Origin of the sequence: Paraburkholderia sp. EG286A (assembly GCF_040965375.1) — a bacterium.
Taxonomy (GTDB): domain Bacteria; phylum Pseudomonadota; class Gammaproteobacteria; order Burkholderiales; family Burkholderiaceae; genus Paraburkholderia.
This window is the reverse complement of the sequence record NZ_JBFRCB010000009.1, coordinates 43,846-59,011: the sequence shown is the minus strand read 5'-3', so window position 1 is coordinate 59,011 and position 15,166 is coordinate 43,846. Positions and strand designations below refer to the sequence as shown.

General features: G+C 64.6%; 12 protein-coding genes and 1 tRNA gene. 11 read left to right on the top strand and 2 right to left on the bottom strand.

The features are described from left to right. Positions 1–39: 39 nt before the first annotated feature. From AB4Y35_RS33810 to AB4Y35_RS33785, 6 genes are all read left to right on the top strand, one after another. Entirely contained in the window at positions 40–924 is an 885-nt protein-coding gene (locus AB4Y35_RS33810) for a DNA-3-methyladenine glycosylase (protein WP_342921405.1), read from the top strand. 128 nt (positions 925–1,052) lie between these two features. After that, entirely contained in the window at positions 1,053–2,024 is a 972-nt protein-coding gene (locus AB4Y35_RS33805; protein ID WP_342921404.1) for an acetyl-CoA carboxylase carboxyltransferase subunit alpha, read from the top strand. 41 nt (positions 2,025–2,065) lie between these two features. Further along, positions 2,066–3,496 carry a tRNA lysidine(34) synthetase TilS gene (gene tilS / locus AB4Y35_RS33800; RefSeq protein WP_368707844.1) on the top strand — a complete coding sequence of 477 codons (1,431 nt, stop codon included), beginning with the start codon at positions 2,066–2,068 and terminating at the stop codon, positions 3,494–3,496. A 436-nt stretch (positions 3,497–3,932) separates the two neighbouring features. Beyond that, positions 3,933–5,183, top strand: a complete 1,251-nt coding sequence (locus AB4Y35_RS33795) for an aspartate kinase (RefSeq protein WP_042265048.1) — start codon at positions 3,933–3,935, stop codon at positions 5,181–5,183. Positions 5,184–5,396: 213 nt separating this feature from the next. Continuing rightward, positions 5,397–5,490 (top strand) — tRNA-Ser (locus AB4Y35_RS33790). Between the two features lie 414 nt (positions 5,491–5,904). Then, positions 5,905–6,252 (top strand): hypothetical protein, encoded by a 348-nt coding sequence (locus AB4Y35_RS33785; RefSeq protein WP_342921402.1) that lies wholly within the window; start codon positions 5,905–5,907, stop codon positions 6,250–6,252. A 139-nt stretch (positions 6,253–6,391) separates the two neighbouring features. Here AB4Y35_RS33785 and fabI read toward each other — a convergent pair whose 3' ends face one another. After that, a complete protein-coding gene (fabI, locus tag AB4Y35_RS33780) occupies positions 6,392–7,180 on the bottom strand; it encodes an enoyl-ACP reductase FabI (RefSeq protein WP_368686169.1) in 789 nt (262 codons plus the stop codon). A 201-nt stretch (positions 7,181–7,381) separates the two neighbouring features. Between fabI and AB4Y35_RS33775 the strand changes: the two genes are divergently transcribed. The 5 genes from AB4Y35_RS33775 to AB4Y35_RS33755 all read left to right on the top strand — a co-directional run bounded on the left by AB4Y35_RS33775 (position 7,382) and on the right by AB4Y35_RS33755 (position 13,871). Next, a complete protein-coding gene (locus AB4Y35_RS33775) occupies positions 7,382–9,211 on the top strand; it encodes an extracellular solute-binding protein (protein ID WP_368707843.1) in 1,830 nt (609 codons plus the stop codon). Between the two features lie 27 nt (positions 9,212–9,238). Further along, positions 9,239–10,276: a microcin C ABC transporter permease YejB gene (locus AB4Y35_RS33770; protein ID WP_368707842.1), complete on the top strand. Its 1,038-nt coding sequence runs from the start codon at positions 9,239–9,241 to the stop codon at positions 10,274–10,276. Between the two features lie 34 nt (positions 10,277–10,310). Further along, positions 10,311–11,384, top strand: a complete 1,074-nt coding sequence (locus AB4Y35_RS33765; protein ID WP_368707979.1) for an ABC transporter permease — start codon at positions 10,311–10,313, stop codon at positions 11,382–11,384. Continuing rightward, the gene (locus tag AB4Y35_RS33760) at positions 11,381–13,000 is read left to right on the top strand and encodes an ABC transporter ATP-binding protein (protein ID WP_368707841.1); all 1,620 of its coding nucleotides are present in this window, start codon (positions 11,381–11,383) and stop codon (positions 12,998–13,000) included. The genes AB4Y35_RS33765 and AB4Y35_RS33760 overlap by 4 nt, the downstream gene beginning before the upstream one ends. 160 nt (positions 13,001–13,160) lie before the next feature. After that, positions 13,161–13,871 (top strand): C40 family peptidase, encoded by a 711-nt coding sequence (locus AB4Y35_RS33755; protein ID WP_368707840.1) that lies wholly within the window; start codon positions 13,161–13,163, stop codon positions 13,869–13,871. Between the two features lie 101 nt (positions 13,872–13,972). On the opposite strand, the gene AB4Y35_RS33750 is transcribed toward AB4Y35_RS33755, so the two are convergent. Next, positions 13,973–14,917: a patatin-like phospholipase family protein gene (locus AB4Y35_RS33750; RefSeq protein WP_368686164.1), complete on the bottom strand. Its 945-nt coding sequence runs from the start codon at positions 14,915–14,917 to the stop codon at positions 13,973–13,975. Positions 14,918–15,166 lie beyond the last annotated feature (249 nt).

Below are 15,166 nucleotides of genomic sequence, written 5' to 3'. Positions count from 1 at the left end.
TCCAGTTTCCACTGATCGATTCGCGAGGCAGGAGGCAGGATGGCAACGGCCACGAAGACGCAGACCAGGCGGTCTGCGTCGCTAACGGGCGGAACTGCGGGCGCACCCGCAGGTGCAAAGCGTGCGCTCAATGGAGCGGGCGGCAAGGCAGCGACAAAGGCGGCTGCGAAGACGGCGCGTGGGAAAACCAACGGCGCGTCCGGCTCGCACGAAGTGCTCGACGGCGCGGCCATCGAGGCTGCGCTCTCCAATGGTCCGGCGGCACTCGAAGCCGTGGAGCCCGCGGCGAACGCGCTGGGCGATCTCGAGTTCGAAGTGCAGCGTCCCGACTATTGGGACAAGGCCTGCGCGGACCTCGTCAAGCGCGACCGTATTCTCAAGAAGCTGATTCCGAAGTTCGGCCCCGTGCATTTGTTGAGCCGCGACGATCCGTTCGTCACGCTCGCGCGCTCGGTGGTCGGCCAGCAGATTTCGACGGCGGCGGCGCAGGCGCTTTGGCAGCGTGTGGAAGCCGCATGCCCAAAGCTCGTGCCGCAGCAATTCCTCAAACTCGGTCACGAAAAGCTGGCCGCGTGCGGCCTCTCGAAACGCAAGACGGAATACATCCTCGATCTCGCGCAGCATTTCGTTTCGGGTGCGTTGCACGTCGGCAAGTGGACGTCGATGGACGACGAAGACGTGATCGCGGAGCTCACGGCGATTCGCGGCATTGGCCGCTGGACCGCCGAAATGTTCCTGATCTTCAATCTCGCGCGCCCGAATGTGCTGCCGCTCGACGATCTGGGCCTGATCCGCGCGATCAGCGTCAACTATTTCAGTGGCGAGCCGGTCACGCGCAGCGAAGCGCGCGAAGTCGCGGCCAACTGGGAGCCGTGGCGTACCGTCGCGACCTGGTATATGTGGCGCAGCCTCGAGCCGTCGTGAGGCCCGGGGCAGTCGTCAGTGACTAAGAAAAATGCTATCGATCGAAGAAATCGATAGTTCTGAGCCGATTTCGGCGCGGGCTGGCGCGGTTAGAATACGCGCTGCCGCAAAGTGAAGGATTCCCACACATGAAGACCACGTTTCTGGATTTCGAACAGCCGATCGCTGAACTGGAAGCGAAGATCGAAGAACTGCGCTTCGTTCAGGACGATTCGGCCGTCGATATTTCGGAAGAAATCGAGCGGCTGTCGAAGAAGAGCCAGCAGCTCACGAAGGACCTCTATGCGAACCTGAGCCCGTGGCAGGTTTCGCAGATCGCGCGTCATCCGCAGCGTCCGTACACGCTCGACTACGTGCACGAGTTGTTTACCGATTTTCACGAACTCCATGGCGACCGCTCGTTCGCGGACGACCTTTCCGTCGTCGGCGGCCTCGCGCGCTTCAATGGCCAGGCCTGCATGGTGATCGGCCATCAGAAGGGCCGTGACACGAAGGAGCGCGCCGCGCGCAACTTCGGCATGCCGCGCCCGGAAGGCTATCGCAAGGCCGAACGCCTGATGCGCCTCGCCGAGAAGTTTGGCCTGCCCATCTTCACGTTCGTCGACACGCCGGGTGCGTACCCGGGCATCGGCGCGGAAGAGCGCGGCCAGTCGGAAGCCATCGGCCGCAATCTCTACGTGATGGCCGAACTCAAGACGCCGGTCATCACGACGATCATCGGCGAAGGCGGTTCGGGCGGCGCGCTCGCCGTGGCCGTGGCCGATACCGTCATGATGCTGCAGTTCTCGACCTACTCGGTGATTTCGCCGGAAGGCTGCGCGTCGATTCTCTGGAAGAGCGCCGCGAAGGCGCCGGAAGCCGCTGAAGCGCTGGGCCTGACGGCGCACCGTCTGAAGGCGCTGGGCCTCATCGACAAGATCGTGAACGAGCCGCTCGGCGGCGCGCATCGCGACCCGAAGGGCATGGCCGCGCTGCTGCGCCGTGCGCTTGCGGACTCGCTGCGCCAGTTCCAGGGCATGAGCATCGCCGACCTGAAGCAGCGCCGTTTCGAGCGCCTGATGGCCTACGGCAAGTTCAAGGAAACGACGCCGGGCGCGTAAGGCGCGCGACGCCAACGCTCCTCGACGTCTGCGGTCCTGCTGTGACCGACCATCCCGAATCCGACGCCGGGCGCATCGTTCTCGATGCGCTCGGCGTTGTGCTTTCCACGCTTGCCGACGACGCACGCATCGCGATCGCGTATAGCGGCGGGCTCGACTCGTCCGTGCTGCTGGACGCCGCGGTGCGGGCGGCCGGAGCGCAGCGTCTCGTCGCACTGCATGTGCATCACGGCCTGAGCCCGAATGCCGACGCATGGCTTGCCCACTGCGAGGCGACTGCGCACGCGTATGGCGTGACGTTCGACGCGAGGCGCGTAGAGCTGGCGCGCGACGACGCGGCCGGCGTCGAGGCGGCTGCCCGCGACGCGCGCTACCGCGCGCTCGACGCGATGTGCGCGGCGCACGGCGTGCAGGCGCTCTGGCTCGCGCAGCATGCGGACGATCAGGCGGAGACGGTGCTGCTGCAGTTGCTGCGCGGCGCCGGGCTCGCGGGGCTCGCGGCGATGGCGCCCGCACGGGCGAGCGTGAATGGCGTGGCGCGCATGCGGCCGCTGCTCGCGCTGTTGCGCACGCAACTGGAGCGCTATGCCCGCGCGCACGGCCTGCACTGGATCGACGACGAATCGAACGACGACACGCGCTACGCGCGCAACGCCTTGCGTCACGACGTGATGCCGGCGCTCTCGGCCCATTTTCCCGGTTATCGCGATGCGCTCGCGCGCACGGCGGCGCATGCGGCTTCTTCGCAGCGTCTGCTCGACGATCTCGCGCGCATCGATTTGCGCGACGCTGGACGCGAGGGCGATCGCGCGCTCTCACACACCGCGCTGCTCGCGCTCGACGATGCGCGCGCGCTCAATGTGCTGCGTTACTGGATGCGCGCGCTTGGCCTGCCGGCGGCATCGACGGCGCGGCTTGCGGATATGTTGCGGCAGTTGCGCGAGATTGCGCGCGATGATGTGAGCGGTCACGCATTGCGCGTCGATCACGCCGGACACCGCTTGCGCGTGTATCGCGGCATCGTCTCGTGGGAAGCCGTGCGCGCGCGCGACGAACGCGCAGGCGAGGGCGCCGCTCATGCGCGCGCGCCCGTGTCGTTGACCTGGCGCGGCGAGGAAGTCTGGCGGCTGCCGGCATGGCGCGGGACCTACGTCTTCGCGCCCGCCGCTCCCGACGATGCCGACGCCGTTCCGGAGCGCGTGCTCGCGAGCGCGCCGCTCGTCGCGCGCGAGCGCAGCGGCGGCGAGCGCCTGCGCGACGAAGCCGCGAACGTGAGCCGCACGCTCAAGAACCTGTTCCAGACGCGCGGCGTGCCTGCATGGGAGCGCGACGTGCCGTTGCTCTATGTGGGCGAGACTTTGCTGTTCGTGCCCCGTATCGGCGTGAACCGGTCGGCGTTCGGTGCGACACGCGGCGAACCTGGCGCGGCCTGGCGTCGCATCGAATGGCGCGAGGATCTGCTGATCGCTTGAATGCGCATGCGAAGACACCGTCCAGTCCTCCAATGGAAGGGTGATCGTTCCCCCGCAAATCCTTGCGGCGCAAGCCTTTTTCGGCATCCGCAAGCGTGTTCTGTCTTGTAATTTGGGCGTCAATCGGGTAGTGTAAGTCGTTTGTCCAGCCCGCTTTTTCGCGTTCGCGGACGCCGTCAAAAGCGGCGTGTCTCGTGAAGGCGCGATTTTTCCTTCGAGCGGTATCCGACGGTTGCAGGGACGTCGTAGCGGCATGCGGGCAGGGCGCGAGTGCAAGGCACCAGCGCGCGTCTATACGATGCGCCGGCCTTCGCGCCCCTGAGGCAAAACCCCGCGCGTGCTGCACGCGCTGAAGCCGCCGCCGTGGCCCCAAGGCGTCCGGGCGGCCCGGTTCTTCAGTGCGCCAGCGCGGTAACATCTCCAGTTCAGAACGACAATGGCACTCATCGTACACAAATACGGCGGCACCTCGATGGGCTCGGTCGAGCGCATCAAGAACGTCGCCAAGCGCGTCGCCAAATGGCACAAGGCCGGCCACAAGATGGTCGTCGTGCCCTCGGCGATGTCCGGCGAAACCAATCGTCTGCTCGGTCTCGCGAAAGAAATTTCGCCGCAGCCCAGCCCGCGCGAGCTCGACATGATTGCGTCGACCGGTGAGCAGGTGAGCGTCGGCCTCCTGTCGATCGCCCTGCAGGAAGCAGGCGTCGACGCCATCAGCTACACCGGCTGGCAAGTGCCGGTCAAAACCGACAGCTCGTTTACCAAGGCCCGCATCAACGACATCGACGGCGAGCGCGTGCTGGCCGATCTCGACGACGGCAAGGTGGTCGTGATCACGGGCTTCCAGGGCATCGACCCGGAAGGCCACATCACCACGCTCGGCCGCGGCGGCTCGGATACGTCGGCGGTTGCAGTCGCAGCGGCGCTTAAGGCCGACGAATGCCTGATCTATACGGACGTCGACGGCGTCTACACGACCGACCCGCGTGTGGTCGACGACGCACGCCGTCTCGACCGCATTACGTTCGAAGAGATGCTGGAAATGGCCAGCCTCGGCTCGAAAGTGCTGCAGATCCGCTCGGTTGAATTCGCGGGCAAGTATCAGGTGAAGACGCGCGTGCTCTCCAGCCTGACCGACCCGATGATGAACCTCGACGAGGAAATGTCCTCGGGCACCCTGATTACTTTTGAAGAAGACGAGACCATGGAAAAAGCAGTCATCTCGGGTATCGCGTTCCAGCGCGACGAGGCCCGCATCATCGTGATGGGCGTGCCCGACAAGCCCGGCATCGCGTATCAGATCCTCGGCCCGGTGGCGGACGCGAACATCGACGTCGACATGATCATCCAGAACCAGAGCGTGGACGGCAAGACCGACTTCACGTTCACGGTGCCGCGCGGCGACTACCAGCGCGCGATCGACGTCCTGAACAACCAGGTGAAGGGCCACGTGAGCGCGGAGAAGGTGCTCGGCGACGCGAAGGTGTCGAAGGTTTCGGTGGTCGGCGTGGGCATGCGCTCGCACGTGGGCGTGGCGAGCAAGATGTTCCGCACGCTCTCGGAAGAGGGCATCAACATCCAGATGATCTCGACCTCGGAAATCAAGATCTCGGTGCTGATCGACGAGAAGTACATGGAACTGGCGGTGCGCGCGCTGCACAAGGCGTTCGACCTCGAGCACGCGTAAATCGCGCTGTTTTTGTGCAGCGTTTTGTTTGTGTGACGAGGGTGTGACGCGGTTTTTCCGCTCAATTCCGCTTCGCGATGCCGCGCATGACGTTGGTTGTGCGCTTGCAGAAAAAACTTTGCAAAAAAGCGTCGTATGAATTGACCGGAAGGCGCTAACCCGCTATTATCTTGGCTTCGTTGCGTTGCCTCCCTGGCGCGAACGAAGTTTTCGGGAGACGTGGCCGAGAGGTCGAAGGCACTCCCCTGCTAAGGGAGCATCTGGGCCAAAACCTGGATCGAGGGTTCGAATCCCTCCGTCTCCGCCAGTAATGGCGGCGAAACCCCGCAAGTCTCGGCTTGCGGGGTTTTTGTTTTTCCGGAGCGTAAATTGCTCCATCTGAGGAAGCAATGAGTCGTCGTTCGAAGGGAGGGAATAGGTGCTGCAAGTGTCCTCAGGAATGCCAGGTAAAATGTGGTGGCGCACTCGCGGACAAAGGTTTTGCATTGAGGCGCCGATAAATGGAACAGGCTTCGCGAGTCGTGCGGAGTCTCCTGCACACCGGCGCAAGCGATGCTATTCTCCCCGGCGCTGTTGGCCATCCGCCGCCCAGTGTAACGAGACGTAACGACATCGAACGCAGGCCAGGTTTGTGCATCAGTTATTACAAGTTTGAAATACGCGGGCGAAAGCCGTGCGTTATATTGGCTTCAACAAAACATCAAACCCGAAAGGTGAGTCCATGAAGTTCCCACGTGTTGTTGCAATGCTGCTCGGGGGCGTGGCTATCGGCGCATCGAGTGCTGCTATGGCTGGCGTGAGCGTTGGTGTCAACATCGGTATTCCGGCCCCGGTCTATGTCGCTCCGCAACCGGTCTACGCGCCGCCGCCTCCGCCGGTCGTCTATCAGCCGGCGCCTGTTTATGCGGCGCCGCCGGCCATCGTCATCGGCTGGCACGGCGATCGTTACTGGGATGGCCGCCGCTACTGGGGGCGCGACGACTGGTATCGCCACCACGGCGGCTATGGCGGTCCGGGCCGCGGCCACTACGACCGCGACCACGGTGGTCCTCCGGGACATTGGCACTAAGCCGCGAGGCTCGTTGCCGGCGTGATGCGCGTGACACGGTGCGCATCGCACACCAGGCGTCGCGCCAAAAGAAAAGCCGCCCAGTGGGCGGCTTTTGCATTCTTGCCGTTGTGCGCGCAACGACGCCGCGAAGAGAGGCTTACTCGAGGCCGGCCATGCCGCCAACCACGGCGTTGAAGCCCGAGTCGACGTGCATGATCTCGGCGGTCACGCCGGCAGCCAGATCGGAGAGCAGGAACGCGGCGGAGTTGCCGACCTGCTCGATGGTCACGTTACGCTGCAGCGGGGCGTTCTGCTCGACGAAGTCGAGAATCTTGCCAAAGCCCTTGATGCCGCTTGCCGCGAGCGTCTTGATCGGACCGGCGGAAATGCCGTTCACGCGCACGCCTTGCGCCCCGAGCGCCACCGCGAGATAACGCACGCTCGCTTCGAGTGCGGCTTTCGCGACGCCCATGGTGTTGTAGTTCGGAATCGCGCGCTCCGCGCCGAGATAGGTCAGCGTCAGCAGCGAAGCGTTCTGGGCGAGCATCGGCTTGGCGGCCTTGGCGAGCGCCGGGAAGCTGTATGCCGAAATATCGTGCGCGATGCGGAAGTTCTCGCGCGTCATGCCGTCGAGGAAGTCACCCGCGATCGCTTCGCGCGGCGCGAAGCCGATCGAGTGGACGAGGCCGTCGAGCGTATCCCAGTGCTGCTTGAGGTTCGTGAAGAGCGCTTCGATTTGTGCGTCGTCGGCCACATCGCAGGGGAACACGAGGTCGCTGCCGAATTCCTGCGCGAACTCGGTGATACGGTCCTTGAAGCGGTCGCCGACGTACGTGAACGCCAGTTCCGCGCCTTCGCGCTTGCATGCCTGCGCGATGCCGTACGCGATCGAACGGTTCGACAGCAGGCCGGTCAACAGGATGCGTTTGCCAGCGAGGAAGCCCATGAATTCTCCTAAATCAGGTCAATGCGCCAGCGCCAGTGGGGGCGGCGCCGCGTGGTTTGGGTAGAATTCTCTCACAACTGACAAGGCAGCCTGGACAATTACCGATCTATGACGACAGGAACGCGAGGCAGGACGGCGCTTGGCGCGCTTGGGGCAACCGTTCCTGCGGCTCGGCTCGCACTTGCCAAAAGGCTGGCGGCGATGGGGCTGGCGCTCGCATGCGGCCTGCTGGCCATGCCGTGCGCGCACGCGGTCTACGCCATCGCGCAGTACGGCGAGCCCAAATATCCGCAAGGCTTCGCGCACTTCGACTACGTGAATCCGGATGCGCCCAAGGGCGGTACGCTCGTCCTCGCCAATCCCGACCGACTCACGAGCTTCGACAAGTTCAACCCGTTCACGCTGCGCGGCAACGCGGCGCCGGGGCTCGGCATGCTGTTCGAGAGCCTCACGACGGGGAGCCTCGACGAAGTGGCGTCGGCCTATGGTTTGCTCGCCGACGACATCCGCATCGCGCCCGACGCGCTTTCGGTGACGTTCCACATCAACCCGAAGGCGCGCTTCTCGAACGGCGATCCGGTGACAGCCGAAGACGTGAAGTTCTCGCTCGACACGCTCAAGAGCCACCAGGCCGCGCCCTCCATGCAGGCGTATTTCAGCGAGATCACGCGCGCGGTGGTGGTCGATCCCGCGACGATCCGCTTCGAGTTCCGCAGCAACAACCGCGAGCTGCCGCTCATCGCGGGCGGCATGCCGGTGTTCTCGCACAAGTGGGGCTTGCGCCCGGACGGCAGCCGCATCGCCTTCGATCAGCTCGCGTTCGAGCAACCGATCGGCAGCGGCCCGTACATGATCGATCGCTACTCGAACGGCCGCACGATCACTTACAAACTTGACCCCAACTACTGGGGCAAGGACCTGCCGGTGCGCGTGGGCACCAACAACTTCGAGCGCATTACCTACAAGCTCTATTCGGACGACGTGGCGCGCCTCGAGGCCTTCAAGGCGGGCGAGTACGACGCGCTCGTCGAATACGTCGCGCGCAACTGGGTGCGGCGCGATGTCGGCAAGCGCTTCGACAGCGGCGAGCTGATCAAGAAAGAATTTCCGCAGCACAACGGCACGGGCATGCAGGGCTTCGTCATGAATCTGCGCAAGCCCGTGTTCCAGGACGTGCGCGTGCGCCGCGCCCTCGATCTCGCGCTCGACTTCCCGTGGCTCAACCGCATGCTGTTCTATAGCCAGTACCGCCGCATCGACAGCTGGTTCGCGAACACGCAGCTGCAGGCGAAGGGTCTGCCATCGCCTGGCGAGCTTGCCTTGCTCGAGCCGTGGCGCAAGTCGCTCGATCCCGCCGTGTTCGGGCCGCCGCCCTTGCAGCCCGATACGACCCCGCCGGGCTCGCTGCGCGCGAATCTGCTCAAGGCGCGCGCGCTGCTCGCCGAGGCCGGCTGGACCTATCGCGACGGCGCGCTGCGCAACGAGAAGGGCGAACCGTTCACGTTCGAGGTGCTCGACGATACGAGCGCTTCGGCGCAGTGGGCGCCGATCATGGCGCAGTACACGCAGGCGCTCAGGCGCCTTGGCATCCAGGTGAACTATCGCTCGGTCGATTTCGCGCTCTACCAGAAGCGGCTCGATGCCTTCGACTTCGACATGACGACCATCAAGTTCCCCGACGTCCAGGTGCCGGGCGCGGAACAGGTCGACCGCTTCGGCAGCAAGGCCGCCGACGAGCCGGGCTCGGGCAATCTGCTCGGCCTGAAGTCGCCGGCCGTCGATGCGATCCTCAAGGCGCTCACGCAGGCGCAGACGCTCCAGCAATTGCTCGACGCCACGCATGCGCTCGACCGGGTGCTGATGCACGGCTACTATGTGGTGCCGCAGTGGTACAGCGCGACGCACCGGGTGGCGTTCAAGAACACGCTGGCGTATCCGGCGAAATTGCCGCTGTACTATGGGGCGAACGACTGGATCATCTCGACGTGGTGGTTCAAGCCGCAGCCCGAGCCCCAAGCGGCCGGTCATTGACAACGGACACGACGGGAGCAACGAATCATGTGGAGCTACATCGTCAAGCGCCTGCTGCTGATGATCCCGACGCTGCTCGGCGTGCTCACGCTGACCTTCGGCGTGATCCAGTTCGTGCCCGGCGGCCCCGTCGAACAGGCGGTGCGCGAATTGCGGCGGGGCGCGGAGCAGGGCATGCCGTTCGGCATGCGCGCGCATTCGGGCGTGGACGCGCAGCAGATCGCGCAGCTCAAGCAGCTTTACGGCTTCGACAAGCCGCCGCTGCAACGCTATTTCCTGATGCTCGGGCGCTTTGCGCGCTTCGATCTCGGACAGAGCTATTTCCATCACCAGAGCGTGTGGTCGCTGATTATTTCCAAGCTGCCGGTTTCGATCAGCATCGGCCTCTGGACCTTCTTTCTCACGTATCTGATATCGGTGCCGTTGGGCATCGCGAAGGCGGTGCGCAACGGCTCCCGGTTCGACCTCGTGACGAGTCTCGTCGTGCTCGTCGGTTATGCGATTCCGGGCTTCGTGCTGGGCGTGCTGCTGCTCGTGCTGTTCGGCGGCGGCTCGTTCCTGCAGCTCTTCCCGCTGCGCAATCTCACCTCTGACAACTGGGAGACGCTCTCGCTCGGCGGCAAGATTCTCGACTATCTCTGGCACATCACGCTGCCCGTGACGGCCTCGGTCGTGGGCAGTTTCGCCGTCACGACCATGCTGACCAAGAACGCCTTTCTCGAAGAGATCCGCCGCCAATACGTGCTGACCGCGCGTGCGAAAGGCCTCTCGGAGCGCACCGTGCTCTGGAAGCACGTCTTTCGCAACGCGCTGCTGCCGCTCGTGGTGGGCTTCCCGGCGGCGTTCATCGGCGCGTTCTTCACCGGCAGCCTGCTGATCGAAACGCTGTTCTCGCTCGACGGGCTCGGGCTGCTTTCGTACGAATCCGTCGTGCGGCGCGATTATCCGGTCGTGCTCGGCACGCTGTACCTCTTCACGTTGATCGGACTGCTAACCAAACTGATCTCCGATCTGTGCTACGTGTGGGTCGATCCCCGCATCCAATTCGAACAACTGGAGCGCTGAGTTGAACCGAGTCCGCGCTGGCGCCGAGCCCGAACTGCGTACCGAGAGCGTGCACGCCTTCAAGTCCCCCACACCGGCCCGCCGCGTGTGGCTGCGCTTCAGGCAGCAGCGTCTTGGCTACTGGAGCCTGATCGTGTTTCTCGTCGCGTTCGCGGCGAGTCTCGCGGGTCCGCTCTGGTGCAACGACAAGCCGCTCGTCGTGCACTACGACGGGCACCTGTATTTCCCGTTGTTCAAGGACTATCCGGAAACCACGTTCGGCGGCGATTTTCCGACGCCTGCCGACTACCTCGATCCATACATTCGGCACCGCTTCGACGCGCCGGGCAACTTCGCGATCTATCCGCCGAACCCGTACTACTACGACACGCTCAACTACTTCGCGAAAGTGCCGAACCCGGCGCCGCCGTCGCGCCAGAACTGGCTCGGCACCGACGAGAGCGGCCGCGACCTGTTTGCCCGCCTGCTCTATGGCTTTCGCGTGTCGGTGGAGTTCGCGCTCGTGCTGACCGCTATCGGCACGCTGCTCGGCGTGCTGGCGGGCGCGGTGCAAGGGTATTTCGGCGGCAAGGTCGATATCTTCGGGCAGCGTCTCATCGAGATCTGGAGTTCGCTCCCCGAGCTTTATCTGCTGATCATTTTTGCAGCGATCTTCGAGCCGGGCTTCGTGCTGTTGATCGTGCTGCTTTCGCTGTTTGGCTGGATCGGACTATCCGACTATGTGCGCGCCGAATTCCTGCGCAACCGCAACCAGGACTATGTGCTCGCCGCGCGCGCTATGGGCCTGTCGAACTGGCAGATCATCTGGCATCACGTGCTGCCCAACAGCCTCACGCCGGTCATCACGTTCCTGCCGTTTCGCATGAGCGGCGCGATTCTCGCGCTCACGAGCCTCGACTTCCTGGGCCTTGGCGTGCCCGCACCGACGCCGAGCCTCGGCGAGCTGCTCGCGCAGGGCAAGCGCAATCTCGACGCATGGTGGATCGCGCTCTCGACCTTCGGGGTGCTCGTGGCGACGCTGCTGCTGCTCACGTTCATCGGCGACGCGCTACGCAACGCGCTCGACACGCGCATTTCCGACGCCATGAAGGCCGGAGGCAACCAGTGAGCGCCGTGCCACAGGACGCCGCCGCGCCGCTCCTCTCGATCGAACACCTGAGCGTGCGCTTTGACGAGACGCTTGCCGTTGACGACGTCACGCTCGCGATCGGGCGCGGCGAGCGCGTGGCGCTCGTCGGCGAGTCGGGCTCGGGCAAGACCGTCACCGCGCTCGCGGTGCTGCGCCTCCTGCAGGACGCGCAGATCAGCGGAACCATCCGCCTCGACGGCGACGATCTGCTCGCAAAGAGCGAGCGCGCGATGCGCGGCCTGCGCGGCAACGACGTCGCGATGATCTTCCAGGAGCCGATGACGGCGCTCAATCCGCTCTACACGATCGGCGAGCAGATCGCGGAAACCATCGTGCTGCACGACGGCGTCTCGAAGAGCGCGGCCTACGAGCAGGCGGTGGGCTTGCTCGAGCGCACGGGCATCACCGATGCGCGGCGGCGCGTGTCGAGTTATCCGCATCAGCTTTCGGGCGGCCAGCGCCAGCGGGTGATGATCGCGATGGCGCTCGCGTGCCGTCCGCGCCTGTTGCTCGCCGACGAGCCGACCACGGCGCTCGACGTGACGATCCGCGGCCAGATCGTCGATCTGCTGCTCGAACTGCAGCGCGAGGAGGCGGCGCGGCGCGGCATGTCGGTGCTGCTCATCACGCACGACCTGAACCTCGTGCGCCGCTTCGCGCAGCGCGTGGCCGTGATGGAGAAGGGCAGGCTCGTGGAGTCGGGCAGCGTCGAGCAGATCTTCGAGGCGCCGCAACACCCGTATACGCAACGGCTCATCGCGAGCCGGCCCGAGCGCCACGTGCTGCCCGTCCTGCCGATCGCGCCGGTTCTCCTGCAGGCGAAGGACGTGATCGTCGACTTCGCAACGAAGCTGCCGGGGTTTCGCGGCTGGTGGCAAAAGGGGCGCTATCGCGCCGTGAACGACGCGAACATTGCGGTGCGCCAGGGCGAGACGCTCGGCATCGTCGGCGAGTCAGGATCGGGAAAAACGACGCTGGCGATGGCGATGTTGGGATTGCAGCGAACGGCAGGCGGTGTCGTCGAGTTCCAGGGGCGGCCGATCGCGAGCTACAAGGGCCGCGACAGGCTGTCGTTGCGCTCGCATTTGCAGGTTGTCTTTCAGGACCCGTTCAGTTCGCTTTCTCCGCGCCAGACCATCGAGCGCATCGTGGGGGAGGGGCTCGCGCTGCATCGGCCCGATCTCTCCAGCGAGGAGCGGCGCAAGCGCGTCGTCGGCGTGCTGCGTGAAGTGGGCCTCGATCGCACCGCCTTGCAACGATACCCGCACGAGTTTTCGGGCGGCCAGCGCCAGCGTATCGCCATTGCGCGCACGCTGGTGCTGGAGCCGCGTGTGATCGTGCTCGACGAACCGACCAGTGCGCTCGACGTGTCGATCCAGCAACAGGTGTTGAGATTGTTGACGGAATTGCAACGCAAGTACAACCTGGGCTACGTGTTCATCAGCCACGACCTGGAGGTGATCGGCGCGATGGCGCACAGGGTGGTGGTGATGCAGGACGGGGCGATCGTCGAGGCAGGAGAGGTCGCGAATATCTTCGACAGACCGGCCCATCCTTACACCCGAAAATTGTTGAAGGCTGCATTCGATCGCTAGGCTTTGGCGGAACTTTAGAGTGAATTTCGGTGAAATTCACCAATGAGGTGAATGTCGCGATTGAATTTTTCTATTTGTTTTGACACACAAATACTTACTGGCTAGTATCGTCCAAACTTTTCTACTAACTCCCTGATTTACGGGCAATTTCTACCGACCAATGCAGCACCGATACCTGACCCAGGCTTGCACGCGCGTCGTCGCCGGGATGTTCATCGGCGTACTGATGGCCGCAGCTCCCGGCGCGTTCGCCGACGAAGTAAGCAGCTTTAACCAGAATGCCTCATTTTCGCCGAGCAATTCGGCGAATCCGCAGTCCATCCCCGCAGTTCAGAACGCCCTCCAGAATGCCAACCAGGCGACCCCGGCGGCGGCTCCGGCCCCGACCGAAGGCGGCGCCAAGGCATTCCTGTCCGGCATGGCCGGCAAAGCCGGCGACGTCGTTGTCGGCGCACTCAATATGATCGGCGTGCGTTACCGCTGGGGCGGCAACACGCCCGACTCCGGCCTCGACTGCAGCGGCTTCGTGCGCTACGTGTTCCAGGACACGCTCGGCATGTCGCTGCCGCGCCGCGCCGAGGAAATGAGCCGCGTGGGCGAGAAGGTCAGCATGAGCAACCTGAAGCCGGGCGACCTCGTGTTCTTCAACACGATGCGCCGCACGTTCTCGCACGTCGGCATCTACATCGGCGACAACAAGTTCGTGCATTCGCCGTCCACCGGCAGCACGATCCGTGTCGACGACCTCGACGACGGCTACTGGGAAAAGCGCTTCACGGGTGCGCGCCGCGTCGAAACGTCGTTCACGCCGGACCAGCAGCAAAACCTCAAGCGCGTGAGCGCTCAGTTCGACGGCAACGGCGGCAACTGATCGGGGTTTTGTAGCGAACAAAAAAGCCTGCTTCTTGCGAAGCAGGCTTTTTGCGTTTTCTGCGCCCCTGCGCCCGCCGAAGGGGCGCTCAGATCAAGCGATCAAGCCGTCAGGCGCGCTGCGGCGAGCTTGCGCTCGAGCTCCGGCATGATGCGCGCAGCGGCTTCCTCGCCCGCGAGAATCGCCGCGTTGCGCTGCGTGAAGTCGCTGGACGACATCGCGTTGAGGTTCGGGCGGATCACGACATCGGCGTACTTGTCGAGTTCGTAGGTCTTGATCGTCTGGCCCATGATCGTGAAGGTCTGCATCAGCACGTCGAACTGGCTCAGCGTCGAGGCCGTCTCCGGGCGCGCCGAGATGTCCACGGCGATCACGAAGTCGGCGCCCATCTTGCGCGCGAACGAGGCCGGCACCGGGCTCACGAGGCCGCCGTCCACGTATTCATGTCCCGCGATCTTCACGGGCTCGAAAATCGACGGAATGCTGCACGACGCGCGCACGGCAATGCCCGTGTTGCCGCGCTGGAACAGGATGGGCTGGCCCGTGCGCAGGTCGGTCGAGACGACGCCGAGCGGCTTCGCCATCTTCTCGATGGGCCGGTCGTGCAGTGTGGTGTTCAGATAGTTCTGGAGCGCCACGCCCTGCAGGAGGCCGCGCGTGCGAAACGGCATTGCCCAGTCGCTGATCGAGGCTTCGTCCATCGTCAGCGCGAGCTTGTTGAGCGCGAAGCCGTTCATGCCCGAGGCGTAAAGCGCCGCGACGACCGAGCCTGCGCTCGTGCCGACCACGAAGTCGACCTGCACGTTGCGCGCCTCGAGCGCCTTGATCACGCCGATATGCGCGAAGCCACGCGCCGCGCCACCGCCGAGCGCGAGGCCCACGCGAACCGGGTGCGCCGGCCTGGCGACGGGCGGCGGGGGCGCGGTGGTGACGGGCGGCGGGACGCTGGCGGTCTGCGTGCCCGCGGTCGTGCACGCGGCAAGGACGGAGGAGGCGGCCGCAAGCGAAAAGTGCCGGCGGCTCAACGAGGGCGATGACTGCTTCAAGAAGGTTCTCCATGCGGTCCGCGGGCGTGTCCGGCAAGGAACGACGCGGTACCCCGGTCTGCTCGCGCGGGCGGCCGAGTATCTGTGTTTGCGCGCGCGACGCCGCATCGTGGTGGCGGCGCGCCGACATCATAAGGCAAAGCGCGGCCGGTTTAGCAGGCGTGCATGTAACGCGATGTGTCCACGATGTGACGGCAGATGACAACGTGCTCGGCGGCTTGCGGGCGCGCGGACGTTTGCAGGTGAGAA

Coding starts and splice junctions, on each gene's coding strand:
- AB4Y35_RS33810 (WP_342921405.1), top strand. CDS start 40: ATGGCAACGGCCACGAAGACGCAGACCAGGCGGTCTGCGTCGCTAACG.
- AB4Y35_RS33805 (WP_342921404.1), top strand. CDS start 1,053: ATGAAGACCACGTTTCTGGATTTCGAACAGCCGATCGCTGAACTGGAA.
- AB4Y35_RS33795 (WP_042265048.1), top strand. CDS start 3,933: ATGGCACTCATCGTACACAAATACGGCGGCACCTCGATGGGCTCGGTC.
- AB4Y35_RS33785 (WP_342921402.1), top strand. CDS start 5,905: ATGAAGTTCCCACGTGTTGTTGCAATGCTGCTCGGGGGCGTGGCTATC.
- fabI (WP_368686169.1), bottom strand. CDS start 7,180: ATGGGCTTCCTCGCTGGCAAACGCATCCTGTTGACCGGCCTGCTGTCG.
- AB4Y35_RS33775 (WP_368707843.1), top strand. CDS start 7,382: ATGGGGCTGGCGCTCGCATGCGGCCTGCTGGCCATGCCGTGCGCGCAC.
- AB4Y35_RS33770 (WP_368707842.1), top strand. CDS start 9,239: ATGTGGAGCTACATCGTCAAGCGCCTGCTGCTGATGATCCCGACGCTG.
- AB4Y35_RS33755 (WP_368707840.1), top strand. CDS start 13,161: ATGCAGCACCGATACCTGACCCAGGCTTGCACGCGCGTCGTCGCCGGG.